20 protein-coding genes, 1 tRNA gene and 2 pseudogenes are annotated in these 26,957 nt (G+C 51.6%); 17 read left to right on the forward strand and 6 right to left on the reverse strand.

Annotated elements, in window-relative coordinates; translation table 11 throughout:
• Positions 1–119: 119 nt before the first annotated feature.
• Entirely contained in the window at positions 120–1,592 is a 1,473-nt protein-coding gene (locus tag M2374_RS05510) for a PLP-dependent aminotransferase family protein (protein ID WP_137399831.1), read from the forward strand.
• A 46-nt stretch (positions 1,593–1,638) separates the two neighbouring features.
• Here M2374_RS05510 and uxuA read toward each other — a convergent pair whose 3' ends face one another.
• The gene (uxuA, locus tag M2374_RS05515; RefSeq protein WP_181688936.1) at positions 1,639–2,829 is read right to left on the reverse strand and encodes a mannonate dehydratase; all 1,191 of its coding nucleotides are present in this window, start codon (positions 2,827–2,829) and stop codon (positions 1,639–1,641) included.
• 202 nt (positions 2,830–3,031) lie between these two features.
• On the opposite strand from uxuA, the pseudogene M2374_RS05520 reads away from it, so the two are divergent.
• The 9 genes and pseudogenes from M2374_RS05520 to yejF all read left to right on the forward strand — a co-directional run.
• Positions 3,032–4,492, forward strand: a pseudogene (locus tag M2374_RS05520) (mannitol dehydrogenase family protein); the annotation flags it as partial.
• A gap of 125 nt (positions 4,493–4,617) precedes the next feature.
• The gene (locus M2374_RS05525) at positions 4,618–5,604 is read left to right on the forward strand and encodes a GTP-binding protein (protein WP_096756460.1); all 987 of its coding nucleotides are present in this window, start codon (positions 4,618–4,620) and stop codon (positions 5,602–5,604) included.
• Between the two features lie 33 nt (positions 5,605–5,637).
• Positions 5,638–6,350: pseudogene (locus M2374_RS05530) on the forward strand (phosphatase PAP2 family protein).
• 413 nt (positions 6,351–6,763) lie between these two features.
• On the forward strand, positions 6,764–7,333 hold the full coding sequence (gene mepS, locus M2374_RS05535; RefSeq protein ID WP_096756458.1) for a bifunctional murein DD-endopeptidase/murein LD-carboxypeptidase: 570 nt from the start codon (positions 6,764–6,766) through the stop codon (positions 7,331–7,333).
• Positions 7,334–7,515: 182 nt separating this feature from the next.
• The gene (locus M2374_RS05540) at positions 7,516–9,078 is read left to right on the forward strand and encodes a cyclic di-GMP phosphodiesterase (RefSeq protein ID WP_135911720.1); all 1,563 of its coding nucleotides are present in this window, start codon (positions 7,516–7,518) and stop codon (positions 9,076–9,078) included.
• Between the two features lie 59 nt (positions 9,079–9,137).
• Positions 9,138–10,997 carry an extracellular solute-binding protein gene (locus M2374_RS05545; RefSeq protein ID WP_181491161.1) on the forward strand — a complete coding sequence of 620 codons (1,860 nt, stop codon included), beginning with the start codon at positions 9,138–9,140 and terminating at the stop codon, positions 10,995–10,997.
• Positions 10,998–12,092 carry a microcin C ABC transporter permease YejB gene (locus M2374_RS05550; RefSeq protein ID WP_259154023.1) on the forward strand — a complete coding sequence of 365 codons (1,095 nt, stop codon included), beginning with the start codon at positions 10,998–11,000 and terminating at the stop codon, positions 12,090–12,092.
• The gene (locus tag M2374_RS05555; RefSeq protein WP_096756454.1) at positions 12,092–13,117 is read left to right on the forward strand and encodes an ABC transporter permease; all 1,026 of its coding nucleotides are present in this window, start codon (positions 12,092–12,094) and stop codon (positions 13,115–13,117) included. The genes M2374_RS05550 and M2374_RS05555 overlap by 1 nt, the downstream gene beginning before the upstream one ends.
• A 1-nt stretch (position 13,118) precedes the next feature.
• On the forward strand, positions 13,119–14,708 hold the full coding sequence (yejF, locus tag M2374_RS05560; RefSeq protein WP_115258007.1) for a microcin C ABC transporter ATP-binding protein YejF: 1,590 nt from the start codon (positions 13,119–13,121) through the stop codon (positions 14,706–14,708).
• Positions 14,709–14,711: 3 nt separating this feature from the next.
• On the opposite strand, the gene M2374_RS05565 is transcribed toward yejF, so the two are convergent.
• The 3 genes from M2374_RS05565 to rsuA all read right to left on the reverse strand — a co-directional run bounded on the left by M2374_RS05565 (position 14,712) and on the right by rsuA (position 17,304).
• Positions 14,712–15,056 (reverse strand): YejG family protein, encoded by a 345-nt coding sequence (locus tag M2374_RS05565; RefSeq protein WP_029139605.1) that lies wholly within the window; start codon positions 15,054–15,056, stop codon positions 14,712–14,714.
• Between the two features lie 328 nt (positions 15,057–15,384).
• On the reverse strand, positions 15,385–16,581 hold the full coding sequence (locus tag M2374_RS05570; protein WP_135911718.1) for a Bcr/CflA family multidrug efflux MFS transporter: 1,197 nt from the start codon (positions 16,579–16,581) through the stop codon (positions 15,385–15,387).
• A gap of 15 nt (positions 16,582–16,596) precedes the next feature.
• Positions 16,597–17,304: a 16S rRNA pseudouridine(516) synthase RsuA gene (gene rsuA / locus M2374_RS05575; protein WP_115258005.1), complete on the reverse strand. Its 708-nt coding sequence runs from the start codon at positions 17,302–17,304 to the stop codon at positions 16,597–16,599.
• A 152-nt stretch (positions 17,305–17,456) separates the two neighbouring features.
• On the opposite strand from rsuA, the gene M2374_RS05580 reads away from it, so the two are divergent.
• Both M2374_RS05580 and rplY read left to right on the forward strand, forming a co-directional pair.
• Complete coding sequence (locus M2374_RS05580; protein WP_181491160.1) at positions 17,457–19,217, forward strand: DEAD/DEAH box helicase; 1,761 nt, start codon at positions 17,457–17,459, stop codon at positions 19,215–19,217.
• A 124-nt stretch (positions 19,218–19,341) separates the two neighbouring features.
• On the forward strand, positions 19,342–19,626 hold the full coding sequence (gene rplY, locus M2374_RS05585) for a 50S ribosomal protein L25 (protein WP_045445132.1): 285 nt from the start codon (positions 19,342–19,344) through the stop codon (positions 19,624–19,626).
• 108 nt (positions 19,627–19,734) lie between these two features.
• Here the strand turns inward: rplY and M2374_RS05590 are convergent, their stop codons facing one another.
• Positions 19,735–20,355: a hypothetical protein gene (locus tag M2374_RS05590; RefSeq protein WP_135911715.1), complete on the reverse strand. Its 621-nt coding sequence runs from the start codon at positions 20,353–20,355 to the stop codon at positions 19,735–19,737.
• A 27-nt stretch (positions 20,356–20,382) separates the two neighbouring features.
• Entirely contained in the window at positions 20,383–21,390 is a 1,008-nt protein-coding gene (gene yejK / locus M2374_RS05595) for a nucleoid-associated protein YejK (protein ID WP_005129293.1), read from the reverse strand.
• Positions 21,391–21,524: 134 nt separating this feature from the next.
• Here yejK and M2374_RS05600 point away from each other — a divergent pair, with 134 nt between their 5' ends.
• The 5 genes from M2374_RS05600 to M2374_RS05620 all read left to right on the forward strand — a co-directional run bounded on the left by M2374_RS05600 (position 21,525) and on the right by M2374_RS05620 (position 26,948).
• Positions 21,525–21,752, forward strand: a complete 228-nt coding sequence (locus M2374_RS05600) for a YejL family protein (RefSeq protein ID WP_096756447.1) — start codon at positions 21,525–21,527, stop codon at positions 21,750–21,752.
• 31 nt (positions 21,753–21,783) lie between these two features.
• Positions 21,784–23,544, forward strand: coding sequence for an LPS biosynthesis-modulating metalloenzyme YejM (gene yejM, locus M2374_RS05605; protein ID WP_181688933.1), 1,761 nt, complete (start codon positions 21,784–21,786; stop codon positions 23,542–23,544).
• A gap of 73 nt (positions 23,545–23,617) precedes the next feature.
• Positions 23,618–23,694, forward strand: a tRNA-Pro gene (locus tag M2374_RS05610).
• Positions 23,695–24,070: 376 nt separating this feature from the next.
• A complete protein-coding gene (locus M2374_RS05615) occupies positions 24,071–24,361 on the forward strand; it encodes a Bor family protein (RefSeq protein ID WP_115257957.1) in 291 nt (96 codons plus the stop codon).
• Positions 24,362–24,683: 322 nt separating this feature from the next.
• Positions 24,684–26,948 carry a nitric-oxide reductase large subunit gene (locus M2374_RS05620; protein ID WP_115257956.1) on the forward strand — a complete coding sequence of 755 codons (2,265 nt, stop codon included), beginning with the start codon at positions 24,684–24,686 and terminating at the stop codon, positions 26,946–26,948.
• The last annotated feature ends 9 nt before the right edge of the window (positions 26,949–26,957 follow it).

The following is a 26,957-nucleotide window of genomic DNA, read 5'->3' on the forward strand; positions in this document are numbered from 1 at the left end:
AGGAGAATAGAGACACCGGCAGCAGAGTATAGGAACAGCGTTCACTCTATGAGGCGAGTCAAAATAGTTAAAAATGGAAACTCGTAATATGCGGCTATCGTTTTAATAAGGAATTTCTCATGCTGGCACTGTTTCTCAACAGAGAAAGCCGTACATCGCTGCAACTGCAGATCTTTCAATTTTATTTTCAGGCTATTCAGCGGGGGAATTTGCTGTGCGGGGACAAACTTCCTTCTATCCGCGAGCAGGCGCAGGCGCTGAACGTGGCCAAAATCACAGTCGTTATGGCGTATGAAAAATTGATGGCGGCAGGGTTGATTAAGAGCCGACAGGGTATTGGCTATGAAGTGATCTTTACTACACCAGTACGTACACCCGCAGCACACATACCGTTAGCCCAGGGTTCACCGCCGGTAAAGCCTGAGCCTGCAGGCGTTTCCACCGATGTTTACGGTGAGATGGGACGGGATTTTTATTGCCGGATGGGCGTCCCCGACCCCAATGCCTTTCCCTGGTCAAGCTGGCGAAAATGGAATAATGCTCCCAGCGTACTAAAAGAGCAATTGTTTACCCGATATCATTCACCAAATGGATTATTTTCATTGCGTGAGCAAATGGTCAGATACCTTAATCTATCCCGGGGAATTAATACTCGCGCAGAAAACATCATTATTACCAACGGAATTCAGGAAGGGTTATCACTGCTCAGCCAAATATTTATTATTCATCACGCGGCAAGTCAGGAGAAAAAGTGTCATATTGTGACCGAATCCCCTTGTTATTCTGGAGCCTGGCATCTGTTTAATTACTACGGTGCCGACATTACGCCTATCGCGGTGGATAATCAGGGACTGTGCACGGATAAATTACCCGAATATGCAACCCAACTTTGTTACGTGACGCCCGCACATCAGTATCCGATGGGGAGCGTGCTTTCACTGGAGCGGCGTCTGTCGTTGCTGACCTGGGCGCAGCGTGTCGGGGCGTACATTATCGAAGATGATTATGATGCCGTTTTTACGTACGGCGAAAATCCCCTCCCCGCGCTGAAAGCCATGGATTATCACGATCGGGTTATCTATATGGGGACATTCTCAAAAACGCTGGGGCCGGGTGCGCGTCTTGGCTATCTCATTTGCCCGGATGAACTGCTCCCGGCAGTGCAGAATATGAAAGCGTTAAACAACAACGGCAGCCAGTGGTTATTGCAGCAGTTTCTCGCTGAGTTAATGCAAAATCAGGTTTTTTATACCCACCTCGGCAAACTGGCCTGCAGCTACGCGTCCCGGCTCGCGCTTCTCCGGGACGGTCTTTCTGCGCTGTTCCCCGACGGAAAAATTGACGGCGCAACGGCGGGCCTGCATCTCTCGTTACACATCGATCGCTCGCCCGACGTCATCGCCTTGCTGCAACAGCGCTGCCTGCAGGCAGGTGTTCGCTTTGATACGTTACAGGACATTGAAAATGGTTCAGAAGAAATCTGGCGCAAGGAGAACAACGCCGGGGTGATGTTTTTCGGTTTTGGCGGGTTGCAGTTACCGCAGATCAATAAAGTGCTGAGAGTGCTGGAGCAGGCGTTAATTCAGCCCTGAAGGCAGAACAGGGATCGAGCGACTCGCCCAATCCCTGTTGATGCCATTACAGCAGATCGCGGAACTGCGTTTGTTTCAGCGCCAGCTCAACGCCACGAACTTCTGCCAGCCCTTTCAGACGACCAATTGCGGAGTAACCCGGATTGGTTTTCTTGTGCAGATCGTCCAGCATCTGATGCCCGTGATCCGGACGCATTGGGATAGGACGCAGATCGCCCGCCTTCTTACGACGCTGTTCTTCACGCAGGATCGCCGCCACCACAGAGACCATATCTACGTCGCCCTGCAGGTGAGCACCTTCATGAAAGGTTTTCGGGTTATCTTCACGGCAGGTCGAACGCAAATGCGTAAAGTGAATACGATCGCCAAAGGTTTCAATCATTTTCACCAGATCGTTATCCGCCCGTACACCGTAAGAACCGGTACACATGGTGAAGCCGTTATAGATGCTGTCTACTGTTTCTTTCAACCACTGCATATCTTCAATGGTGGAAACAATACGCGGCAGGCCGAGGATCGGGCGCGGCGGATCGTCAGGATGCACGGCCATGCGCACACCTGCTTCTTCAGCTACCGGCACAATTGCGCGCAGGAATACGGCCATATTATTGCGCAGATCGTCTTTACTGATACCGTCATACTCCGCCAGGCGCGCGCGAAACTTGTCCAGCGTATAACCTTCTTCTGCACCCGGCAGACCGGCGATAATATTGCGAGTCAGCTTCTCTACATCGGCTTCGCTCATGGCATTGAAATAATCCAGAGCCTGACGCTGTTCTTCTGCGGTGTAATCCGCTTCCGCACCGGGGCGCTGCAGGATGTGCAGCTCAAAGGCCGCAAAAGCAATTTGATCGAAGCGCAGGGCTTTAGAACCGTCCGGGAGCTGATATTCAAGGTCAGTGCGCGTCCAGTCGAGGATCGGCATGAAGTTATAGCACACGGTATCAATGCCGCAGGTCGCCAGATTACGGATACTCTGCTGATAATTGGCGATCCACGTTTGATACTGTCCAGACTGGGTTTTGATGTCTTCGTGAACGGGAATGCTTTCCACCACCGACCAGGTCAGCCCCTTTTCAGCCAAAATAGCCTGTCGCTTTTGAATCTCTTCTACCGGCCACACTTCACCATTAGGAATGTGGTGCAAGGCGGTCACAACACCGGTTGCGCCAGCCTGACGCACATCATCAAGCGATACCGGATCGTTAGGTCCGTACCAACGCCAGGTTTGTTCCATTGCTTCACCTCACAAGTTGTTATACCAAATTAAGTTAGCTGCATGACGACTACCATACAGGCATCGGGTGGATGATCAACTGAACGCCGATGATTGATTGATCCAGCTCACATTCCCCGGATAAATAAGGCACACCAATTTAACTTGCTGTCATATAACTTTATACTGCCATTGTTAATTAATGGTTAATCAGGTGTATTTAATGAAGACAATTGCCTCGGCTTCACTCCCAAAAAATGTACAGATGCCTCAGTACGATCGCCAACGCTTAACCTCGCGGATCGTACATTTTGGTTTCGGTGCTTTTCACCGTGCTCATCAAGCATTGTTGACCAATCGCGTACTCAATACGCAGGGAGGAAACTGGGGGATTTGTGAGATCAGCTTGTTCAGCGGCGATCGGCTGATGAGCCAGCTTCGTGAGCAGGATCATCTGTATACCGTGTTAGAAAAAGGTGCTGACGGCAATCAACCGATAGTGATAGGTGCCGTTAACGAATGCCTGAACGCCACGCTGGATTCGCTGGCGGCCATTATTGAAAAATTCTGTGAACCGCAGGTGGCGATTGTGTCGTTAACCATCACGGAAAAAGGCTACTGTATTGATCCGTCCACCGGGTCGCTTGATGTCACAAACCCACGCATTATTCATGATTTGCAGTCGCCGGATGAACCGCACTCAGCGCCGGGCATTATCGTCGAAGCCCTGCATCGCCGACGCGAACGCGGATTACCGCCGTTTACCGTACTCTCGTGCGATAACATCCCGGACAACGGGCATGTGGTGAAAAACGCGATCCTGGGCATGGCGCAAAAACGTTCGCCTGAGCTGGCGACGTGGATACAACAGCAGGTCAGTTTTCCGGGCACCATGGTCGACAGAATTGTCCCTGCAGCAACCGACGAATCGCTGGAAGAAATTGCCCAAGCGCTGGGCATCGCTGACCCCTGTGGCATCAGCTGTGAGCCGTTTATCCAGTGGGTGATTGAAGACAATTTTGTCGCCGGCCGCCCGCAGTGGGAAACCGCCGGTGTCCAGATGGTTGATGACGTGCTGCCGTGGGAACAGATGAAACTGCGGATGCTAAACGGCAGTCACTCATTTCTGGCCTATCTTGGCTATCTGGCCGGGTTTCAGCACATCAGCGATTGCATGCAGGACAACGCCTTTCGTGAAGCGGCTTACCGTCTGATGATGACGGAGCAGGCCCCCACGCTGCACATCACTAACGTCGATCTAAATCAGTATGCCGAAAGCCTGCTGCAACGTTTTGCCAATCCCGCACTGAAGCATAAGACATGGCAAATCGCGATGGACGGCAGCCAAAAATTGCCGCAAAGAATGCTGGAAGGGATCCGCATACATTTATCACGGCAAAGCGACTGGCCTCTGCTGGCACTGGGCGTTGCGGGCTGGATGCGCTACGTGAGCGGCATTGATGATGCGGGTGCAGCCATTGATGTGCGCGATCCGTTGCGTGATAAGATCCGCGCGCTTGTCGAGCTCAGTTCCCTATCAGAGCGCGTCAGCGCACTGCTTTCCCTGCGCGAGATTTTTGCCCCCGATCTGGTGCAAAATCCGCAATTCGTCGAAGCTATCGAGCAGGCCTGGCAGAATATTGCGCAATATGGCGCGCATCAGGCCGTCATGCAGACGTTAAAAAATTCACAATTTCTGCCATTCAGCGGGACGAAGCGCACCTTCGTCCTCTCTGCCCTTCTCTTTTTATCCTTTTTTCGCCAGGATTGTTGAACGCTATAACAGCATTTGATGATTCTGGAGCCAACGTGACCAAAACCAACCTCATTACCGGTTTTCTCGGCAGCGGTAAAACCACCTCTATTCTTCATTTACTCGCCAACAAAGATCCCGCTGAGAAGTGGGCTGTGCTGGTCAATGAGTTTGGCGAAGTCGGTATTGACGGCGCGCTGTTGGCCGACAGCGGCGCACTGCTAAAAGAGATCCCCGGAGGATGCATGTGTTGTGTTAACGGTTTGCCGATGCAGGTAGGCCTTAATACGTTACTGCGTCAGGGCAAACCCGACCGGTTATTGATCGAACCTACCGGCCTCGGGCATCCAAAACAGATTTTGGATTTACTCACCGCCCCGGTTTACGAACCGTGGATCGATCTGCGCGCGACACTCTGTATCCTTGACCCTCGCCTGCTGCTGGATGAAAAAAGCGTCGCCAATGAGAATTTCCGCGACCAGCTGGCCGCCGCTGACGTTATCGTCGCCAACAAAACCGATCGCGCTACGGCTGAAAGTGAACATGCCTTGCAAACCTGGTGGCAGCACTACGGCGGTCACCGTCAGTTGGTTCATGCCGACCATGGACACATTGACACGCAGTTACTGGATTTACCGCGTCTGAATCTGGCTGAGCTTCCCACAAGTGCGGCACACGCCCACCAGCATGCCGACAAAAAAGGGCTGGCGGCACTGAGCCTGCCGGCACAGCAGCGCTGGCGTCGTAGTCTCAACAGCGGTCAGGGGCATCAGGCCTGCGGCTGGATTTTCGATGCGGACACCGTGTTCGATACCATCGGCCTGCTGGAATGGTCGCGTCTCGCGCCGGTAGGTCGCGTAAAAGGCGTCATGCGAATCAAGGAAGGATTGGTACGCATCAACCGTCAGGGTGATGACTGGCACATTGAGACCCAAAACGTCGCACCTCCGGACAGCCGTATTGAACTCATCTCGGACACCGAGACTGACTGGAACGCGTTACAGGGTGCATTGTTGAAGCTTCGTTTAGACGCTAACGCGTAAGGTTGCCTGCGATTTTGGCAATGGTGAACGACGATGAAAACCCGATACCCTTTTATTCTCCTGCTTAATATCGCAGGTCTGGCGCTGTTTCTGTCCTGGTATATTCCAGCCGGACATGGGTTCTGGTATTCCATCGATTTTGGTGTTTTCCATTTCTTCAACCAAAAACTGGTCGACAGCCCAATGTTCCTGTGGGTTGTCGCAATCACCAACAACCGCGCGTTTGACGGCTGCTCGCTGCTGGCAATGGGTGCCCTGATGCTGAGTTTTTGGCGCAAAGAAACCCCGGACGGTCGCCGCCGTATCATCGCAATTGGTCTGGTGATGCTGCTCACGGCGGTGGTATTAAATCAGTTAGGCCAGGCGCTTATTCCGGTTAAACGCGCCAGTCCAACGCTGATGCTGGATAATATTCATCGTGTCAGCGAGCTGCTGCATATTTCAACCAAAGATGCGTCAAGAGACAGCTTCCCGGGCGATCACGGCATGATGCTGCTTATTTTTTCCGCATTTATGCTGCGGTATTTCGGAAAAGTCGCAGGATTAATCGGCCTTATTATCGCTGTGGTTTTTGCCTTTCCTCGCGTAATGATTGGTGCTCACTGGCTTACTGATATCGTGGTCGGTTCGATGACCGTCGTTTTGATTGGCCTGCCCTGGTGGCTAATGACACCATTAAGCGACCGTTTGGTCACCCTGTTCACGAATTATCTCCCAGGTAAAAAAAACATTTTTTAAACAAATAACGCAGAGTAATTAACATCATCAGGGATACTTCTGATTCCCTGATGATATCTGACGATAATCTCTCTTGCTGACTGTCATTCTCTTGTCATCTTATTCCTGTTGAAAATGAATGAATTGCGTGTTTTTCAGCCTAATTGTTCTTAATTTAGCCAATGCCGTTTATTCACTTTCTGTATCAATTTTTCTTATAAGAAATCACGTAAAATCACTCGCAATGACTGTGGCGATCGGGTAATCTCGAACTCGTTTTGCCTCGCGAGATAATTATTCTCTTTACGAATAAATTTGTGCGTTCTACCACAGATTTGACCATAAAGAATTGTCTCATCGTGCGTAGGTAATTAGTCTCGTCACGTTTGGCATTTTTTATAACGATATTTATCGTTAAGGACTTCAAGGGAAAACAAACAACATGGTCAAATCTCAACCGATTTTGAGATATATCTTGCGGGGCATACCCGCGATAGCAGTTGCGGTTCTGCTTTCTGCATGTAGCACAACGAACACCGCCAAGAATATGCATTCTGAGACGCATGCTGTGGGCAATGGAGATAACTCTTCACTGCAAGCCTCTCAGGATGAATTTGAAAGTATGGTACGTAATATCGATGTTAAATCTCGTATTATGGACCAATACGCTGACTGGAAAGGCGTGCGTTACCGCCTTGGCGGCAGCACTAAGAAAGGGATTGATTGTTCAAGCTTTGTACAACGTACATTCCGTGAACAATTTGGTTTAGAGCTTCCTCGCTCAACCTACGAACAACAGGAAACGGGTAAATCCGTTTCGCGCACCAATCTGCGCACCGGCGATCTGGTTCTGTTCCGTGCGGGCTCTACGGGCCGTCACGTCGGTATTTATATCGGTAACAACCAGTTTGTACATGCCTCGACCAGCAGCGGCGTTGTTATTTCCAGTATGAACGAGCCTTACTGGAAAAAGCGTTACAACGAAGCCCGCCGGGTTCTGAGTCGCAGTTAATTCGTTTGGCAGCTATCCCTTGGCTATCCTGATGAGACAAATCAAAAGCACTGCTTAGGCGGTGCTTTTTGCTTTTCTTTTACACAACAGAAAAATCTCACGATAAGCGTCAATCCAGGCTATAGTCTTACAAATTAAGCGGTTTAATAATAAGCAGTTACTGCAGGTAAACATAAAGAACTATGTTCAAACGTGCCTCTTCTTCCGGTCGGAAAATCCTGATCACCTGTATTTTAACGGGGCTCGTCGTCGCCTTACTCGTCAGCACACTGCAATTTTTCGTCTCGTGGCACAAACGAGAAGTGAAGTACGACACGCTGCTCTCCGATATACAGAATTACGTCAAAAGTTACTTCTCAGAACTCAAAACGACCACCGATGAACTACAACCCCTGGTCACTGACAGTTGCCAACAAGTTGCCACGAAACTAACCTCCAGTGCGGCCTTTAGCCTGAACGTACGGGCTTTTTTGCTGGTAAAAGACAGCATCGCATTTTGCTCTTCCGCAACGGGCCCCATGAACACCCCCATCCAGGAGCTGATGCCGTCGATTAATATCAACCACGATATCGATGTGGCCCTGCTCCCGGGTACGCCGATGGTGCCTGACAAACCCGCAATAATGATTTGGTATCGTCATCCTGCCTTGCCAAATAGCGGCGTATTTAGTTCACTGAACATTAATCTGGCCCCCTATCTTCTCTATACCGCCCGGCAAGATGATTTTGACGGTATTGCTATTATCGTGGGCAAGACGGCTATTTCGACATTTTCAGCTCACCTGATACCCGTCTCCGATCTTCCTGATGCCTCAACCCCACGACAGGCGACGATTGACGGCCTGCCGGTGACCGTTCGATTGTACGCAGAAGAGTGGACGTATAACGATATCTGGTATTCCCTCATGCTGGGATGCATGGCTGGGATTATGGCGGCCCTGCTTGTCTGGTACTACATCTACACCCTCCGTTTACGGCCCGGGAAAGATATTCTGAACGCCATCAAGCACAATCAGTTTTATGTGGTCTACCAACCGGTCATGGAGATGCAAACGCTGGAGGTAAAAGGCGTAGAAGTCTTATTACGCTGGCGTCATCCAACGACGGGCGAGATCCCGCCTGATGCCTTTATTCATTACGCCGAATCGCAGCAAATGATTGTGCCACTCACGCAGCATCTCTTTAAGCTGGTGGCCAGCGATGCCCCTGCCCTGCAAAAAGTACTCCCCAAGGGCGCAAAATTGGGGATCAACATCGCGCCTTCACATTTGCATGGTGAGAGTTTCAAAGCAGATATTCAGGAACTGAGCGCCTCGTTACCCGCCAACTATTTTCAGGTGGTACTGGAAATCACCGAACGCGATATGCTCGATCAGCACGAAGCCACGAAAATTTTTGAATGGCTGCATGCTGCCGGACTCGAAATTGCCATTGATGATTTCGGCACCGGCCATAGTGCCCTTATCTATCTGGAACGTTTTACGGTCGATTACCTGAAGATTGACCGTGGATTTATCAATGCCATTGGTACCGAGACGCTGACGTCGCCGGTACTGGATGCCGTGTTGACACTCTCCAGACGCCTCAATATGCTGACGGTTGCTGAAGGCGTAGAAACGCAGGAGCAGGCCCGGTGGCTGCGCGATCGCGGCGTGCATTTCTTCCAGGGTTACTGGGTCAGCCGTCCGTTAAAGCTGGCTGATTTCGTACGCTGGATGGCGAAGCCAGATATGCCAAAGTGGTGATCGCACAGTGCGATTCGTCGATACACTACGCTTGCCGGAACCTCCCCCGAGGCTCGGACATGAGGTCCATCGGCAGGTGGACAAGAAAAGGAAAACCCGTGCATAGGATTGTTCGCGTACTGCTGCTATTTTTCACCGTTATAGGTTTTAGCGCTCAGGCTCAGTCCATCAAAGAAAGCTATGCATTTTCCGTACTGGGCGAACCCAAGTATGCGTTCAATTTTACCCACTTCGACTATGTGAATCCCGCTGCCCCCAAAGGGGGGAAAATCACGCTCTCGTCCATCGGCACCTTCGATAATTTCAACCGCTACTCGATGCGAGGGAATCCCGGCGCCCGGACTGAATCACTTTACGATGCGCTGTTTACCACTTCCGATGATGAACCCGGTAGCTATTACCCGCTCATTGCCGACAGAGCCCGCTACGCGGACGACTATTCCTGGGTTGAAATCGCCATTAACCCGCGCGCGCGTTTTCACGATGGGTCGCCGATCACCGCCAGCGACGTTGCCTTTACCTTCCAAAAATTTATGACCGAAGGCGTGCCGCAGTTTCGTCTGGTATACAAAGGGACCACCGTTAAAGCGATCGCCCCGTTAACCGTGCGAATTGAGTTAGCCAAACCGGGTAAAGAAGACATGCTCAGCCTGTTTTCATTACCGGTGATGCCTGAGAAATACTGGAAAGATCACAAGCTCAGCGACCCGTTATCCTCCCCACCCCTTGCCAGCGGACCTTACCGCATCACCCAGTGGAAAATGGGGCAGTATATCGTCTACTCACGGGTCAAAGATTACTGGGCCGCTGACCTGCCGGTTAATCGTGGGCGCTGGAATTTTGATACCCTCCGCTACGACTATTACCTTGATGACAACGTGGCCTTTGAAGCATTTAAAGCCGGTGCATTTGACCTGCGTCTTGAGAACGATGCCAAAAACTGGGCAACACGTTATACCGGTAAGAACTTCACAAAACAGTACATCGTCAAAGCCGAACAAAAAAACGAGTCGGCGCAGGATACGCGCTGGTTAGCGTTTAACATCCAGCGTCCGGTGTTCAGCGACCGCCGTGTTCGTGAAGCGATCACGCTGGCCTTTGATTTTGAATGGATGAATAAGGCGTTGTTTTATAATGCCTGGAGCAGGACGACCAGCTATTTCCAGAACACCGAATATGCCGCCAAAAATTATCCCGACGCGGATGAGCTGGTGCTACTTGCGCCGATGAAAAACGATCTGCCTCCCGAAGTCTTCAGCCAAATCTATCAGCCACCCACATCAAAAGGCGACGGTTACGATCGTGAAAACCTGCTGAAGGCCAGTGCACTCCTGGACAAGGCCGGATGGGTATTGAAAGGGCAGCAGCGGGTCAACATCACCAGCGGCAAAGCGCTGACTTTTGAGCTGTTGCTCCCGGCAGGCAGTAACAGCCAATGGGTATTGCCGTTCCAGCATAACCTGCAGCGGCTGGGCATTACGATGAATATCCGCCAGGTCGATAACTCACAAATCACCAACCGCCTGCGCAGCCGCGACTATGACATGATGCCAAGGCTGTATCGTGCGATGCCGTGGCCCAGCTCGGATCTGCAAATTCTGTGGGCTTCCGAATATATTGATTCCAGCTATAACGCTCCCGGCGTGCAAAGCCCGGTCATTGATAAGCTGATTAGCCAGATCATTGCGGCGCAAGGTAATAAAGCAAAACTTATCCCGCTGGGACGCGCACTGGACCGCGTGTTAACCTGGAATTATTACATGTTGCCGATGTGGTTTATGGCCGAAGATCGGCTGGCATGGTGGGACAAATTTTCGCAGCCTGCCGTTCGCCCGATTTACACCATCGGCGTGGACAACTGGTGGTATGACGTCAACAAAGCGGCCAAACTTCCCGCTGCCAGACGACAGGGAGAATAAATGGGCGCATATCTGATTCGACGTTTGCTGCTGGTGATCCCGACGCTCTGGGCCATCATTACCATCAACTTTTTTATCGTGCAGATTGCCCCTGGCGGCCCGGTCGAGCAGGCCGTCGCCGCCATTGAATTCGGGCAAAGCGGCGCACTGCCGGGCGCCGGTAGTGAGGGTGTGCGTGCCAGCCACGCGCAAACTGGCGTCGGGAACATCAGCGACAGCAATTATCGTGGTGGTCGCGGCCTGGATCCGGAAGTGATTGCTGAAATCACCCGCCGTTACGGATTCGATAAACCGATTCACGAACGTTATTTCAACATGCTCTGGAACTATATCCGCTTCGATTTTGGCGACAGCCTGTTTCGCAGCGCCTCGGTCCTGACATTAATCAAAGACAGCCTGCCCGTCTCCGTCACGCTGGGATTATGGAGTACGCTGATTATCTATCTGGTGTCGATTCCGCTGGGGATCCGCAAAGCGGTGTACAACGGCAGCCGCTTTGACGTGTGGAGCAGCGCATTCATTATTATCGGCTACGCCATCCCCGCATTCCTATTTGCAATTTTATTGATCGTTTTCTTTGCCGGCGGCAGCTATTACGACCTTTTCCCGCTACGCGATCTGGTTTCCGCCAATTTTGACGCTCTGCCCTGGTATCAAAAAATCACCGATTATCTGTGGCATATCACCCTACCGGTGCTGGCAACGGTGGTGGGTGGATTTGCCGCACTGACGATGCTAACCAAAAACTCCTTTCTGGATGAGGTTCGCAAACAGTATGTCGTCACCGCGCGCGCTAAAGGCGTTAGCGAGAAAAACATTCTGCGCAAACACGTCTTTCGTAACGCCATGCTGTTAGTGATAGCCGGTTTCCCAGCCACCTTCATCAGTATGTTTTTCACCGGCTCACTGTTGATTGAAGTCATGTTCTCGCTGAACGGTCTGGGATTACTGGGCTATGAATCAACCGTGTCACGCGACTATCCGGTGATGTTTGGTACGCTTTATATCTTCACGCTGATCGGCCTGCTGCTCAATATCCTCAGTGATATTAGCTATACGCTGGTCGATCCGCGTATTGATTTCGAGGGACGCTAATGTCGCGCTTAAGCCCCGTCAATCAGGCCCGCTGGGCGCGTTTTCGCCACAATCGCCGTGGCTACTGGTCGCTGTGGATTTTTCTGCTGCTGTTCGGCTTAAGCCTGTGTTCCGAGCTGATTGCCAATGATAAGCCACTGCTGGTGCGCTATGACGGCAGCTGGTACTTTCCACTGGTCAAAAACTACAGTGAAAGCGATTTCGGCGGCCCGTTAGCCACCAAAGCAGATTATCAGGATCCGTGGCTGCAGCAGCGTCTGGAAAGCCAGGGATGGATCCTGTGGGCACCCGTGCGCTTTGGCGCCACCAGCATTAACTTTGCCACCGACACCCCCTTCCCTTCCCCGCCGTCCGCACAAAACTGGCTGGGCACCGATGCCAACGGCGGCGACGTACTGGCGCGCATCCTCTATGGGACCCGCATTTCCATCCTGTTTGGTTTGATGTTAACCCTGTGCTCCAGCGTCATGGGCGTGATGGCCGGTGCGCTGCAGGGCTATTACGGCGGAAAGGTGGACCTGTGGGGGCAACGCTTCATTGAAGTCTGGTCCGGGATGCCGACGCTATTTTTGATAATCCTGCTCTCCAGCGTCGTCCAACCCAACTTCTGGTGGCTATTGGCCATTACGGTCGTGTTTGGCTGGATGAGCCTGGTCGGCGTGGTACGCGCAGAGTTTTTACGCACGCGAAACTTTGATTACATCCGCGCCGCACAGGCGCTCGGCGTGAGCGATCGCAGCATTATCCTGCGCCACATGCTGCCGAATGCGATGGTCGCCACGCTGACCTTTTTGCCGTTTATTTTATGTAGCTCAATTACCACACTGACCTCGCTGGATTTTCTGGGGTTCGGCTTACCGCTCGGCTCCCCGTCGCTCGGAGAACTGCTGTTGCAGGGAAAAAACAACTTACAGGCACCGTGGCTTGGGATCACCGCGTTCGTGTCGGTAGCCCTGTTATTATCGCTGCTGATCTTTATTGGTGAAGCGGTACGCGACGCATTTGATCCCAACAAGGCGGTATAAGATGACGCAACCTCTGTTAGCCATTGACAATTTATCGGTCGGTTTTCGTCAGCAGGGAACCGTACGTACCGTGGTGAACGAAATTTCATTGCACGTCGAAGCCGGGCAAACCCTGGCACTGGTGGGCGAGTCCGGCTCGGGTAAAAGCGTCACCGCACTCTCGATTTTACGTTTGCTCCCCACACCTCCGGCGGTCTATCTTGCCGGTGATATCCGCTTTCACGGTGAATCACTACTCCACGCCAGCGAACAAACGCTACGCGGCGTACGGGGGAATAAAATCGCCATGATTTTCCAGGAGCCGATGGTGTCGCTTAACCCGCTGCACACTCTGGAAAAACAGCTCTATGAAGTGTTGTCGCTGCATCGGGGGATGCGTCGGGAAGCCGCACGGGCAGAGATCTTGACCTGTCTGGATCGCGTCGGGATCCGTCAGGCCGCCAAGCGTCTGGCGGATTTCCCGCACCAGCTTTCCGGCGGAGAGCGTCAGCGCGTGATGATCGCCATGGCGCTGCTCACTCGCCCTGAACTGCTGATTGCCGACGAACCCACCACCGCACTGGATGTTTCCGTGCAGGCACAAATCCTGCAACTGCTGCGCGAGCTACAACGCGAGCTGAATATGGGCCTGCTGTTCATCACCCATAATCTCAGTATCGTCAAAAAGTTAGCTGACACCGTTGCGGTGATGCAAAACGGTCAGTGCGTTGAACAAAACCGTGCCGGGCAACTGCTTTCTGCCCCCACCCATCCTTACACGCAGAAATTGCTCAACAGTGAACCTGCCGGCGATCCAGTGCCTTTACCCACCGGCCAACCCCCCTTGCTGGAAGTGGAGCAGCTTCGCGTCGCTTTCCCCATCCGTAAAGGGCTGCTTAAGCGCGTGGTGGACCATAACGTGGTGGTCAACAACGTCAGTTTTTCTCTGAAACCGGGAGAAACGCTGGGACTGGTTGGCGAATCAGGATCGGGGAAAAGTACCACCGGTCTGGCACTGCTGAGGCTCATCGCCTCACAAGGACGCATTGTATTCGATGGTCAGGCGCTGCATACCTTAAACCGCCGTCAACTGCTGCCGGTACGCCACCGCATTCAGGTTGTCTTTCAGGACCCTAACTCATCGCTGAACCCGCGCCTGAGCGTGTTACAGATTATTGAAGAGGGGTTACGCGTGCATCAACCCACGTTGTCTGCCGAGCAACGTGAAGCGCAGGTGAAAGCAGTAATGGCAGAAGTCGGCCTGGATAGCGACACGCGGCATCGTTACCCTGCCGAGTTTTCCGGTGGTCAGCGTCAACGTATTGCGATTGCCAGAGCACTGATTTTAAAACCATCGCTGATTATTCTGGATGAGCCGACATCGTCACTCGACAGGACCGTCCAGGCGCAAATCCTGACGTTGCTTAAGTCATTACAGCAAAAGCATCGCCTGGCCTACATCTTTATCAGCCACGATTTGCATGTTGTACGTGCGCTATGCCATCAGGTTATTGTGCTACGGCAAGGAGAGGTCGTGGAACAGGGGCAATGCGAGCACGTCTTCAACGCGCCACAACAAGCCTATACGCGTCAGCTGCTCGCGCTAAGCTGACGCTCAAAATGGGTTATTATTTGAAAAAGGTTCTGCGATAGCCACGCCGAAATTTTTCAGTCTGCAGGTCGCTGCAAATTCATCCTGACGATTGACGAACAAACACGGCTCCCCTTCACATTCCAGTACGGAACACGGAACTTCAATGTCGCTCAACGCCTGGCTGAGTTTATGCATTACCGACCACGCACTGTCACCGTCCGGACTGAGTAACTTGAGCGCCACCAGGCTATTCTCATTGCTCTGGCCGTTTTGCGGAATCGGTTCAACTTTTGAACCTGCGAAACCCACCGACCAACGATAGCACTGCGGCAGACGGTGAACGATTGAGAGTTGTAATGTCATCACTTTCTTTCCCTGGAAGTACAATTACTTCACAATTATTTTACATCAATATTAACACATCATTGACAATACGTCTTTAGACAGTTGGCAAACGTTTACACCCTGTCCGTATGCCACTTTCCGAACCCAATATTTAAATTTATTCAACGGTTCTGGCAGTTTTCCGGGCTATATGTACGCGTTTCTGCGATCTAACTCAACCTTTTTAACTACAATGATGTGACTTTTTACATAAATTGATTTTACATAAAATAAACATAACCAGGGGAATAGATAGATTAGCGGTTGATGTACATCAACTCCGGGGGGCAAATGCCCCCCAGGTTGTGTATTAGATCACCGTTTTTTTGGCTCGACTGGCATAGAGATAGAAGAGAATGGAACAGGACGCACAAAAGGCAATCGTCCAGATCATCGGCCAGGCCGAGTTAAAGGTCGCCAGTGACAGTAGCGCACCTACAATGGCACCGATGCCAAAGCGGAAGGTTCCCGCCAGCGACGACGCCGTGCCAGCCATATGCGGGAACTCATCGAGGATCACTGCCATCGCATTAGATGACACCATCGATACGCAACCAACAAACGCCGCAACACCGACCACCAGCGCCCAGAAGCCCAACCCGAACAGCGCGCTAAATACCATCCAGCCCGCCATAACAAACTGGATCCACAGCCCGGTGCGGAACATATTCAATGCCCCAACCCGCCGAACAAAGCGGCTGTTAATAATGGTCATCACAAACAGGAAGACAATGTTCAGCGCAAAGTAATAGCCAAAGTTCTGCGGCGAAACATGGTTGATCTCAATGTAGACAAAGGGACCAGCGCTGAGAAACGAGAACATCCCAGCAAAACTAAATCCGCTGGCCAGCATATAGCTCAACACGCGCTTATGGCGAAACAGCGAGGCGAAATTGCCCATTGTGGTACGCAAACGAAACGGCTGGCGTCGCTCAACGGGCAAGGTCTCTTTGATCAAGGTGAAAATCATCACCGAAGCCAGAATTGCCGCCACGGCCAGGATCCAAAAGATGTAGTGCCAGCTTAACCATACCAGCACCCAGCCACCGACAATCGGCGCCAGCAGCGGCGCAATCGTTGTGACCAGCATGACGAAGGACATCATGCGTGAAAACTCTTCTTTCGGATAAATATCGCGCATCAGGGCGTTAATCACCACGCTCGCCGCCGCAGCCGCCAGGCCGTGGAAGAAACGCATAGTGATCAATTGATCGATAGTTTGTGCCAGCGCGCAGGCGACTGCCGCCGCCGCAAACACCAGCGTTCCCCCCAGAATCACCGGCTTACGCCCGATGCTGTCTGCCATAGGGCCGTAGATCAGTTGCCCCACTGCAAACCCCAAAATATAGGTACTGAGGGTCATTTGCGCACTGCCCGCAGGCACGCCAAACTGAGCAGAGATCACCGGCAGCGCCGGAAGATACATATCAATCGACAACGGCATTAACATGGCCAACAAGCCAAGGATAAAAACAATGGCAATTGAAGAGTTCTGCCGGGTGGTCACATTTAGCTCCTGAAATTAACGAGGGGTTACGTTAACGCTGGCGATTTCTTCTTCAGTCAAGGGGCGGTATTCGCCGGGCGCAAGATCGTCATCCAGTTTGATGGCGCCGATGCGCTCACGGTGCAGTTCCACAACATGGTTGCCAACGGCGGCAAACATACGCTTAACCTGATGATAGCGCCCTTCGCTAATAGTCAAGCGCACCTGGGTTGGCGTAATCACTTCCAGCACCGCCGGTTTTGTCAGATCTTTTTCGTTATGCAACTGTACACCACGAGTAAACTGTTCGGCGGTATCTTCCGCCACCGGCGACTCTAACGTCACCAGATAGGTTTTCTCACAATGGTGACGCGGGGAGGTGATGCGGTGTGACCACTGACCGTCATCGGTCATCAGTACCAGCCCGGTGGTGTCGATATCCAGACGCCCTGCCGCATGCAGCTTGTGGGCAACAGGTTCATCGAGGAAATAAAGCACTGTCGGATGATCCGGGTCTTCCGTGGAGCACACATAGCCCTGAGGCTTGTTGAGCATAAAATAGCGCGGGCCATTTTGCTGAGCCAGTGAATTACCGTCGTATTCGACGTCATGTTCTGGCAGCAGTTTAAAGGCGCTATTTCTGACGATTTCGCCATCGACGGTAACGCGGTTACCACGGATTTCACGCCCGGCAATAGCGCGGCTGACGCCGAGTTGCTGAGCGATAAATTTATCAAGTCGCATGAGTGTGATTTTGCCTGTAACAATACGGAAATCGAGCGTTATGCCCGAAAAGTGGAGCCGTTTTCCGCTCAGTATAGCGGGCTAACAACTTCCCTCAAGGGAAAAAGATTCGTGGCATACTATTCATTGTTATTGTTTACCCTAGTGAGACCATGACTTTTACACTTCGCCCTTACCAACAAGAAGCCGTGGATGCCACGCTCAACCATTTTCGCCACCACCGCACACCTGCGGTCATCGTCCTGCCAACCGGGGCCGGTAAAAGCCTGGTGATTGCTGAACTGGCGCGTGTGGCGCGTGGGCGCGTATTAGTGCTGGCGCATGTGAAGGAGTTGGTCGCACAGAATCATGCCAAATATTGTGCGTTGGGGCTGGAAGCCGATATCTTTGCCGCTGGCCTGAAGCGTAAAGAGAGCCACGGTAAAGTGGTTTTCGGCAGCGTACAGTCGGTGGCACGTAATCTGGAAGCGTTTCAGGGTGAATTTTCCCTGCTCATCGTCGACGAGTGCCATCGCATTGGTGACGACGAAGAGAGCCAGTATCAGCAAATTCTGACTCACCTGACCCACGTCAACCCTCACCTACGCCTGCTCGGACTGACCGCCACGCCTTTCCGCCTCGGTAAAGGCTGGATTTACCATTTTCATTATCACGGTATGGTGCGCGGCGATGAAAAAGCGCTTTTTCGCGACTGTATTTATGAGCTGCCGCTGCGCTACATGATTAAGCACGGCTATCTGACGCCGCCAGATCGCCTCGACATGCCGGTCGTCCAGTATGACTTCAGCCGCCTGCAAGCACAAAGTAACGGTTTGTTCAGCGAAGCTGACCTCAACCATGAGCTGAAAAAACAGCAGCGGATAACACCGCATATCATCAGCCAGATTGTTGAATTTGCCCAGACGCGTAAAGGCGTCATGATATTTGCCGCTACCGTGGAGCACGCGAAAGAGATTGTTGGTCTGCTGCCCGCAGACGATGCCGCACTGATCACCGGTGACACGCCTGGCGCAGAGCGAGATGTGTTGATTGAGGATTTCAAAGCCCAGCGCTTTCGCTATCTGGTCAACGTAGCGGTGCTGACCACCGGGTTTGACGCCCCACATGTCGATCTCATTGCGATACTGCGCCCCACCGAGTCCGTTAGCCTGTATCAACAAATCGTCGGACGAGGGCTGCGTCTGGCGCCGGGAAAAACGGATTGTCTGATCCTCGACTACGCGGGTAATCCTCACGATCTGTATGCCCCGGAAGTGGGTGCGCCGAAGGGCAAAAGCGACAACGTTCCGGTACAGGTATTCTGCCCGGCCTGCGGGTTTGCTAACACCTTCTGGGGTAAGACCACAGCCGATGGCACGCTGTTCGAACACTTTGGCCGTCGCTGTCAGGGGTGGTTTGAAGATGATGATGGCCATCGCGAGCAGTGTGACTTTCGCTTCCGTTTCAAAAACTGCCCACAGTGCAATGCAGAAAATGACATTGCCGCCCGCCGTTGCCGGGAATGCGATACCGTACTGGTCGATCCGGACGATATGCTGAAAGCAGCGCTCAGGCTCAAAGATGCGCTGGTCCTGCGCTGCAGCGGTATGGTGTTACAAAACGGCCAGGATGAAAAAGGCGAATGGCTGAAGATTACCTATTATGACGAGGATGGCGCCGACGTCAGCGAACGATTTCGTTTGCACACTCCCGCGCAGCGCACGGCCTTTGAACAGCTGTTTATTCGCCCGCACACCCGCACACCCGGCATCCCTTTACGCTGGATAACTGCCGCCGACATCCTGGCGCAGCAGGCATTGTTACGCCATCCCGATTTTGTGGTCGCGCGCATGAAAGGCCAGTACTGGCAGGTTCGTGAAAAGGTCTTTGATTATGAAGGCCGCTTCCGCCGGGCACATGAATTACGCGGTTAATCGTACTTTTGATTGATGTACCCGTCATTTGAGGATAGAATCTCGCCCGCTTTTGCATACGCAAAGCAGATCACTTACCTGTTGCTGGGTCGCCTGTAGCAGGAATTATTAAAGAGAGATTTAAATGTTTACTATTAACGCTGAAGTACGTAAAGAGCAGGGTAAGGGTGCGAGCCGCCGCCTGCGTACCGCTAACAAGTTCCCGGCAATCATCTACGGTGGCGCAGAAGCCCCGATTGCTATCGAACTGGATCACGATTCAATCATGAACATGCAAGCTAAAGCTGAATTTTACAGCGAAGTTCTGACCATCGTTGTTGACGGTAAAGAAGTTAAAGTTAAAGCTCAGGCTGTACAGCGTCACCCGTTCAAGCCGAAACTGGCTCACATCGACTTCGTTCGCGCGTAATCGCCAACAAGTTGAAGAAAAACCCCGCCTCGGCGGGGTTTTTTTATGCGTTTAATTTAGTTTGACGACATTAAGAGCAACGAGAACCCACTTTGCTTTTCCGCTTTCTTAAATCTCGTCAAATTCAATTAACGCCTCCCCTAATCGAGGATCTGTAGTTTCCGCTGCTGTATTCATACCTTTAAGCCGATTGAATAATGCCCGTTGACGAACGCTGGCACTTTCCGGTTTCCACGGCAAAATTCGTATTGGCATAGTTTGCCCTTCATTCAACGCATCAAATACCTTTTCATTGGTAAGTAAGTCGCCGCCGCTCCATGTCTTGCTATCAAACTGAAAATCAAAAAAGACATGGAGTTCCAGTTCATCTACGCGCACTCGACGCTTTGCATTATCGATGCTTATTTCCACCTTCTCTTTATGTGTCAAAGTAGCATCAAGATTGAGTCCATACCGTTTCAACTGCCCCTTATCGTAATAGTAACTCATGCTGGAATAAGTTGATTTAAAAGCAAATCCAGTAATGAATAAACCAGTAAATAAGAACAGTGGGCATATGGACAAGCTCAGTAACCAGTTGGCACCATGAGTATAAAACAGTACCAACGAGAGAACGATGAACACAATACCAAGCATCAACATCATCAAAAATGTTACAATGTGCGCGTAAAAAACCTGCCGAAATAAACTGAAATTAACAGGCGGCTTCTGACGTATTCCTTTACTCACTACTGCGTCCTTTTATGTAGTATGCCCTTATTTTCCGCCAGAAGTACGACGCTGCAACTGATCGCGCAGGTTAGGCGGCGTACCTTTAATGGTTAAGGTGTCCGTCGCCGGATCCCAGAAAATGCGTTCGCCCAGCAGCATGGCGTCGAAATTGATCGTTAACCCACCGCCGCTACCGGCAAACTTGGTTAACTGACGCAGCGTGCTGCGATCTGCCGGGAAGCTCTCTTCCAGCTCATAGCCTTTATCCGCGGTAAATTCACTGAAGCTGACTTCGCTGACGCCGGAAAGTTCTTTTGACAGGGACTCCAGTTCAATCTCTTCACCAGCCTGAAGCTGCTCGTTACAGTAGCTATAAACCTGCTGACGCACGTTCTGGCGTTCAGCTTTATCCAGTTGAGCTTCGGCAGTGAAGTCGTCTACCGCCTGCAGCAGGCCACGGTTTTGCGCTTTCGCATTCAGTCCTTCGCTGGCCCCGAGGAAATCCATAAAGAAATCGGCAACTTTACGCCCTACCCTTCCTTTCAGGAACGTCAGATACCGCGTGGACTCCGGGTTGGTTTCCCACTCGGTTAAATCAATACGCGCCACGATATCAGCATGATTGATATCCAGATAGTGCGTCGGGTTGATATCCAGATTTTCATTCACGCGCATGCTGCTTAAGTTGTTCAGCACCGCCACCAGCAGATACTCTACCGCCAGGTAACGGTAATGACAGAACAGCACGATGCCGCCGTCAGCAAACGGATACTTCGCCAGCTCATCGCGCAGACGCCCGGTTGCGGCACGACTGAACGCCAGAAAATCCTCTTCGCCCTGACGCTGCAAACGCAGCGTTTGCGCCAGTTCGCTCTCTTCGCTAAACAGGCCATAGGCTTTATTCTTGGCGCTATATACCCGATGCAGCTCAGCCATCATCTCGACAACGGTCGCCGTCGGCTCCAGTAATGAATCGCGCAAGACCAGCTCAAGGTTCTGCTCATCACGCTTGATAAGCTGGTGCAGGGCAATCTGGTTGATATCCAGACTCATGATAAACTCTCCTTTAAGACCGGGCGGTATTCAACCACCTGCCGGGCAGTGACGCAATAGAAGATAAAAAAGCAGAAAAAAAACTGTCGCTACGGTAATATGTTGCCCTTTCATGAACAGACAGATTTCGATTTATGCCACAAATTTCCCGCTATAGTGACGAACACGTTGAACAATTGCTGAATGAAATGCTCAACGTACTGGAAAAACATAAGGCACCGACCGATCTTTCCCTGATGGTACTGGGAAACATGGTCACTAACCTTATCAATACAAGCGTCGCACCGGCCCAGCGCCAGGCGATTGCGAATTCATTTGCCCGCGCATTGCAGTCTTCGATAAACGACGACCAAGCGCACTAAGAGCCTGCTCCGGGGAAACGAACAACAGTTTATGGTAACTCATCGTCAACGCTACCGTGAGAAAGTCTCCCAGATGGTTAGCTGGGGGCACTGGTTCGCCTTGTTCAACATTCTGTTGGCCATGGTGCTCGGTAGTCGTTACCTGTTTGTCGCCGACTGGCCGACAACGCTTGCAGGTCGTGTTTATTCTTATCTGAGCGTTGTCGGGCATTTTAGCTTCCTGGTGTTTGCCGCCTATTTGCTGATCCTGTTCCCCCTGACGTTTATCGTCATGTCCCAGAGGCTGATGCGATTCTTATCAGCCATCCTGGCGACCGTGGGCATGACGCTGCTGTTGATTGACAGCGAAGTGTTCACCCGTTTCCACCTGCATCTCAATCCGATTGTCTGGGAACTGGTCATTAACCCCGATCAGAACGAAACGACGCGTGACTGGCAGCTGATGTTCATCAGCGTGCCGATTATTCTGCTAATAGAAATGTTGTTTGCGACCTGGAGCTGGCAAAAGCTGCGCAGCCTGACGCGTCGCCGTCATTTCGCGAAACCTTTAGCCGCTTTCTTTTTCGTATCGTTCATCGCATCGCATGTGGTGTACATCTGGGCGGACGCCAATTTCTATCGGCCGATCACTATGCAGCGCGCAAACCTGCCGCTGTCTTACCCAATGACAGCGCGTAAGTTTCTGGAAAAACATGGTTTGCTGGATGCGCAAGAGTATCAGCGCCGCCTGATCGAACAAGGTAATCCGGAAGCGGTCTCCGTGCAGTATCCGCTTAGCGATTTACGCTATCGTGATATGGGTACCGGCCAGAACGTCCTGCTGATCACCGTAGACGGTCTGAACTACTCGCGCTTTGAAAAACAGATGCCAGCCCTGGCAGAATTTGCCGGGCAAAATATTTCCTTCACGCGCCATATGAGTTCCGGTAATACCTCCGATAACGGTATTTTTGGCCTGTTCTATGGCGTGTCGCCAAGCTATATGGACGGCATTCTGGCAAGCAGAACGCCTGCCGCGCTGATCTCTGCCCTGAATCAACAAGGTTATCAGTTGGGGTTATTCTCCTCTGACGGCTTTACCAGCCCGCTCTATCGCCAGGCGCTGCTGTCAGACTTCTCCATGCCAAGCGTGCAGACACAATCTGACGAACAAACGGCGAACCAATGGGTCAACTGGCTGGGCCGCTACGCGCAGGAAGATAACCGCTGGTTCTCATGGGTCTCCTTTAACGGGACTAACATTGATGACAGCAACCAGAAGAACTTTGCTAAACGCTACGCCAACGCCGCTCAGGACGTAGATGCGAACATTAACCGCGTTCTGGGCGCCCTGCGTGATTCGGGTAAGCTCAACAACACGGTGGTGATTATTACCGCCGGTCGGGGTGTCCCACTGTCACAGGATGAGAATCGCTTCGACTGGTCGCGCGGTCATCTTCAGGTTCCACTGATAATTCACTGGCCGGGTACACCCGCTCAGCGCATTAATAGCCTGACCGATCATACCGACCTGATGACCACGCTGATGCAGCGACTACTGCACGTCAGCACACCGGCAAACGAATATTCGCAAGGCCAGGATTTGTTTAATGCCACGCGACGCCACTATTGGGTAACGGCCGCCGACAGCAGCACAATGGCGATTACCACTCCAGAAATGACGCTGGTGCTCAACAACAACGGTAATTACCAGACCTATGATTTACGCGGCGAGAAGATTAAAGATCAGAAACCACAGCTGAGCTTACTGCTACAGGTTCTGACGGATGAGAAACGTTTTATTGCTAACTGATTAATTATAAATCAGTTAGTAAACCATCCTCTTGCAATCGTGGTGGAAAGCAGTAGTATTAGCGCCATAGTGTCGGCACGTAGCGCAGCCTGGTAGCGCACCGTCATGGGGTGTCGGGGGTCGGAGGTTCAAATCCTCTCGTGCCGACCAAAATTCCCCAAAAAAACCAATCTTCTACGATTGGTTTTTTTATGTCTGCAATTTGCCGGGACTCAGCGCCCTCTTTCCTGGCCGGTGCCTGGCCGGTGCCTGGCATAATTCACCCTGCTGACTTCTCTGCCAGCTGCTTGCATCTTTAATATCAACATTGTTTATTATTGCCGCTCATTAAAGTTGATATTTAATTAATGTTGTCAAACAGCAAATCGATATTACAGTAATGACACAAATATTTTATTAATTTTTTACTTTAATAAACCCTGCTTAAACGTTAAGCATTTCATAGCAGAATGAATCGCTGGTCGGATATGTGCGAAATAAAATAAATAAGAACATGACATTTCTATCCTAACCCTACGATGGTAAAATGAAAAAGTTAATGATGGCATTAGTGGCAGCTGTAGCGTTATCAGGTTGTGCACAGCAAACCTTTAAAATAAATAACGGCATTGCCGAAAAACCGACCCAAGAGGTCAAACAGAGCTTTTTTGTTCACGGCATAGGCCAGTCGCAAACTATTGATGCAGCACTTGTTTGTGGTGGTGCAGACAAAGTTATCCGTACCGAAGTACAGGAATCGGGAATGGATGTTTTCTTGCGTATTATTACTATCGGTATCTACACACCTCGTGAGGCGAGAGTGTATTGCGCTAAATAATACGATGAGCAGGTGTTCGATGGATACCTGCTTAGCAATAATGTGCCTGCCATTATTTAACACGATTGAAAAATAGTGACGTAATAACTGAATAATTTTTGTGTCGTTAAGAAACACATTTAACGCTATCTGTTGATAGTGACACTTCCGTACTCGCCCCATCGACTTACTTATAAATCAAAATCAACGCATAACCCTCTTTATACACACAAAGTTGTATTTAAAATACATGTTTATATGTGTAAAGATATGTCAGGGGAAAGTACCTTCCCCCTCCTGCGTCGCGATGGCTCAGGCTTTGTACAATAAAAAAGGTTAGGTTATGCATTACTCAAAGCGTTTATGGCTAACGCTTCTCGTTATCTGCCTGGCGTCCTTTGGCGTGCTACTGTGGCTGGGCGGCGAGATTTATCAGCAGGCTCCGCCTATTCCGGCACAAGTTATCACGACGGATGGTGAGCAGGTTTTCACCGGGGAACAAATTCAGGATGGGCAGGAAGCCTGGTTTAAATCTGGCGGTCAACAGCTGGGTTCCGTTTGGGGCCATGGCAGCTACGTTGCGCCTGACTGGTCTGCGGACTGGCTGCACCGTGAAGCGCTTGCCTTACGCGACATCATCGCCGAGAAAAAATATCAGCAACCGTTCGATGCGCTAACGCAAGAACAACAGCTGGTTGCGGGCGGCCTGATGAAACAGGAGATGCGCCATAATAGCTATGACGCGCTGCGTAATGTCATCATTATTACACCGGAGCGCGCCAAAGCCATTCGTGAGGTTGCCGCGCATTATGACGGTCTGTTCAGCGACGCGCCTGATTTCCACGCGCTGCGCGTTGACTATGCGATGAAGGAAAACACACTTTCCTCTTCTCTGGACCGGCAGGATCTCGGTGCCTTCTTCTTCTGGAGCGCCTGGGCTGCCACCACCGAACGCCCAGATGATACCATCACTTACACCAGCAACTGGCCGCATGAAGCGCTGGTGGGTAATACGCCAAGTGCCAGCTTAGGCATCTGGTCTATTGCCAGCGTCATTCTGCTGCTGGGCGGTATTGGTGCCCTGGTCTGGTACCATTTTCGTAACGAAGAAGACGAAACCATTGTCTCTCCGGCCAGCGATCCGCTGTTCCGGCTGACGCTGACACCGTCGATGCGCGCAACCACAAAATATTTTTACGTGGTTATCGCCCTGTTTATGGTGCAAATTTTCCTCGGTTCGATGACTGCGCACTACAGCGTGGAAGGCCAGGATTTCTTCGGCATCCCGCTATCGAAAATCTTACCGTACACCGTACTGCGTAGCTGGCACACCCAGCTGTCAGTTCTGTGGATTGCTACCGCGTGGCTGGCAACCGGTCTGTATATCGCCCCGCTGATTTCCGGCAAAGAACCCGCATTCCAGCGTCTGGGCGTTAATATTCTGTTTGTTGCGCTGCTGATTCTGGTGGTTGGTTCGCTGGGCTTCGGCTGGTTGGGTGCAATGGGCTATCTGGATGCCAAACAGAACTTCTATATTGGTGCCCAGGGTCTCGAGTTCACCAACATGGGACGCATGTGGCAGTGGCTGCTGTTTATCGGCCTGATGATTTGGCTGGTACTGGTGGGACGTGCATTATGGCCTGCCCTCACCCGTCCATCAGAAAACCGTGGTCTGATCATGCTGATGTTCCTGGCAGCCATTTGTATCGGCCTGTTCTACTCTACGTCCCTGATTTGGGGCTTTAAGACGCATTACGCCATTATTGAATACTGGCGCTGGTGGCTGGTTCACCTGTGGGTAGAAGGTTTCTTTGAAGTCTTCGCCACCGCCGTGATTGCGCTTATCTTCTGTCGTCTGGGTCTTATTCGTAGTAGCGCGGCGAACAAAGCAACACTGTTCTCGACCATCATCTTCCTGTTTGGTGGCATTCTGGGAACGCTGCACCACCTGTACTTCACTGGCGCACCGATCTCCGTCATTGCCTGGGGTTCAATTTTCTCTGCACTGGAAGTGGTTCCGCTGTCGCTGGTTGGGATTGAAGCTGCACACAGTTACTCACTGGCACGTAAAGCACCGTGGGTACAGCGTTACCGTTGGATGATCTTCTTCTTCGTGGCCGTGGCATTCTGGAATATGGTCGGCGCTGGCCTGCTGGGCTTCGCCATCAACCCGCCGATTTCACTGTACTACGTGCAGGGTCTGAACCTGACGGCAGCGCATGCTCATGCCGCGCTGTTTGGCGTATACGGTATGCTCGGTATTGGTCTAATGTTGTTCTGTCTGCGTGGTCTGCTGCCGGACAACCATTGGGTTGATTCTCTGTTGAAATGGGCATTCTGGTTGATGAACATCGGCTTAACGTGGATGGTCTTTGTCTCGCTGCTGCCGGTAGGGATTTATCAGTCATGGGCCAGCATTGATAAGGGGCTGTGGTACGCGCGCTCTCCGGAAGTGATTCACTCGCATATCGTTGAAACACTGGTCTGGCTGCGTGTCCCGGGCGACATCATCTTCGGTATCGGTGGACTGCTGCTGGCGCTCTTTGCACTGAAGCTGCTTACCAAAGCCAACGCTAAATCGATGACGCTGGCAAACGAGAAAAACTAAGCGCCATTT

The organism is Citrobacter sp. JUb117 (genome assembly GCF_024809055.1).
In the GTDB taxonomy this organism is placed as follows: Bacteria; Pseudomonadota; Gammaproteobacteria; order Enterobacterales; family Enterobacteriaceae; genus Citrobacter; species Citrobacter gillenii.

Bases quoted from the DNA above. Each gene is read 5' to 3' on its own strand.
- yejF (WP_115258007.1), top strand. From the start codon at position 13,119: ATGACGCAACCTCTGTTAGCCATTGACAATTTATCGGTCGGTTTTCGT.
- M2374_RS05510 (WP_137399831.1), top strand. From the start codon at position 120: ATGCTGGCACTGTTTCTCAACAGAGAAAGCCGTACATCGCTGCAACTG.
- yejM (WP_181688933.1), top strand. From the start codon at position 21,784: ATGGTAACTCATCGTCAACGCTACCGTGAGAAAGTCTCCCAGATGGTT.
- yejK (WP_005129293.1), bottom strand. From the start codon at position 21,390: ATGAGTCTGGATATCAACCAGATTGCCCTGCACCAGCTTATCAAGCGT.
- M2374_RS05580 (WP_181491160.1), top strand. From the start codon at position 17,457: ATGACTTTTACACTTCGCCCTTACCAACAAGAAGCCGTGGATGCCACG.
- rsuA (WP_115258005.1), bottom strand. From the start codon at position 17,304: ATGCGACTTGATAAATTTATCGCTCAGCAACTCGGCGTCAGCCGCGCT.
- M2374_RS05615 (WP_115257957.1), top strand. From the start codon at position 24,071: ATGAAAAAGTTAATGATGGCATTAGTGGCAGCTGTAGCGTTATCAGGT.
- mepS (WP_096756458.1), top strand. From the start codon at position 6,764: ATGGTCAAATCTCAACCGATTTTGAGATATATCTTGCGGGGCATACCC.
- M2374_RS05545 (WP_181491161.1), top strand. From the start codon at position 9,138: ATGAGGTCCATCGGCAGGTGGACAAGAAAAGGAAAACCCGTGCATAGG.
- M2374_RS05620 (WP_115257956.1), top strand. From the start codon at position 24,684: ATGCATTACTCAAAGCGTTTATGGCTAACGCTTCTCGTTATCTGCCTG.
- rplY (WP_045445132.1), top strand. From the start codon at position 19,342: ATGTTTACTATTAACGCTGAAGTACGTAAAGAGCAGGGTAAGGGTGCG.
- M2374_RS05540 (WP_135911720.1), top strand. From the start codon at position 7,516: ATGTTCAAACGTGCCTCTTCTTCCGGTCGGAAAATCCTGATCACCTGT.
- uxuA (WP_181688936.1), bottom strand. From the start codon at position 2,829: ATGGAACAAACCTGGCGTTGGTACGGACCTAACGATCCGGTATCGCTT.
- M2374_RS05550 (WP_259154023.1), top strand. From the start codon at position 10,998: ATGGGCGCATATCTGATTCGACGTTTGCTGCTGGTGATCCCGACGCTC.
- M2374_RS05600 (WP_096756447.1), top strand. From the start codon at position 21,525: ATGCCACAAATTTCCCGCTATAGTGACGAACACGTTGAACAATTGCTG.
- M2374_RS05555 (WP_096756454.1), top strand. From the start codon at position 12,092: ATGTCGCGCTTAAGCCCCGTCAATCAGGCCCGCTGGGCGCGTTTTCGC.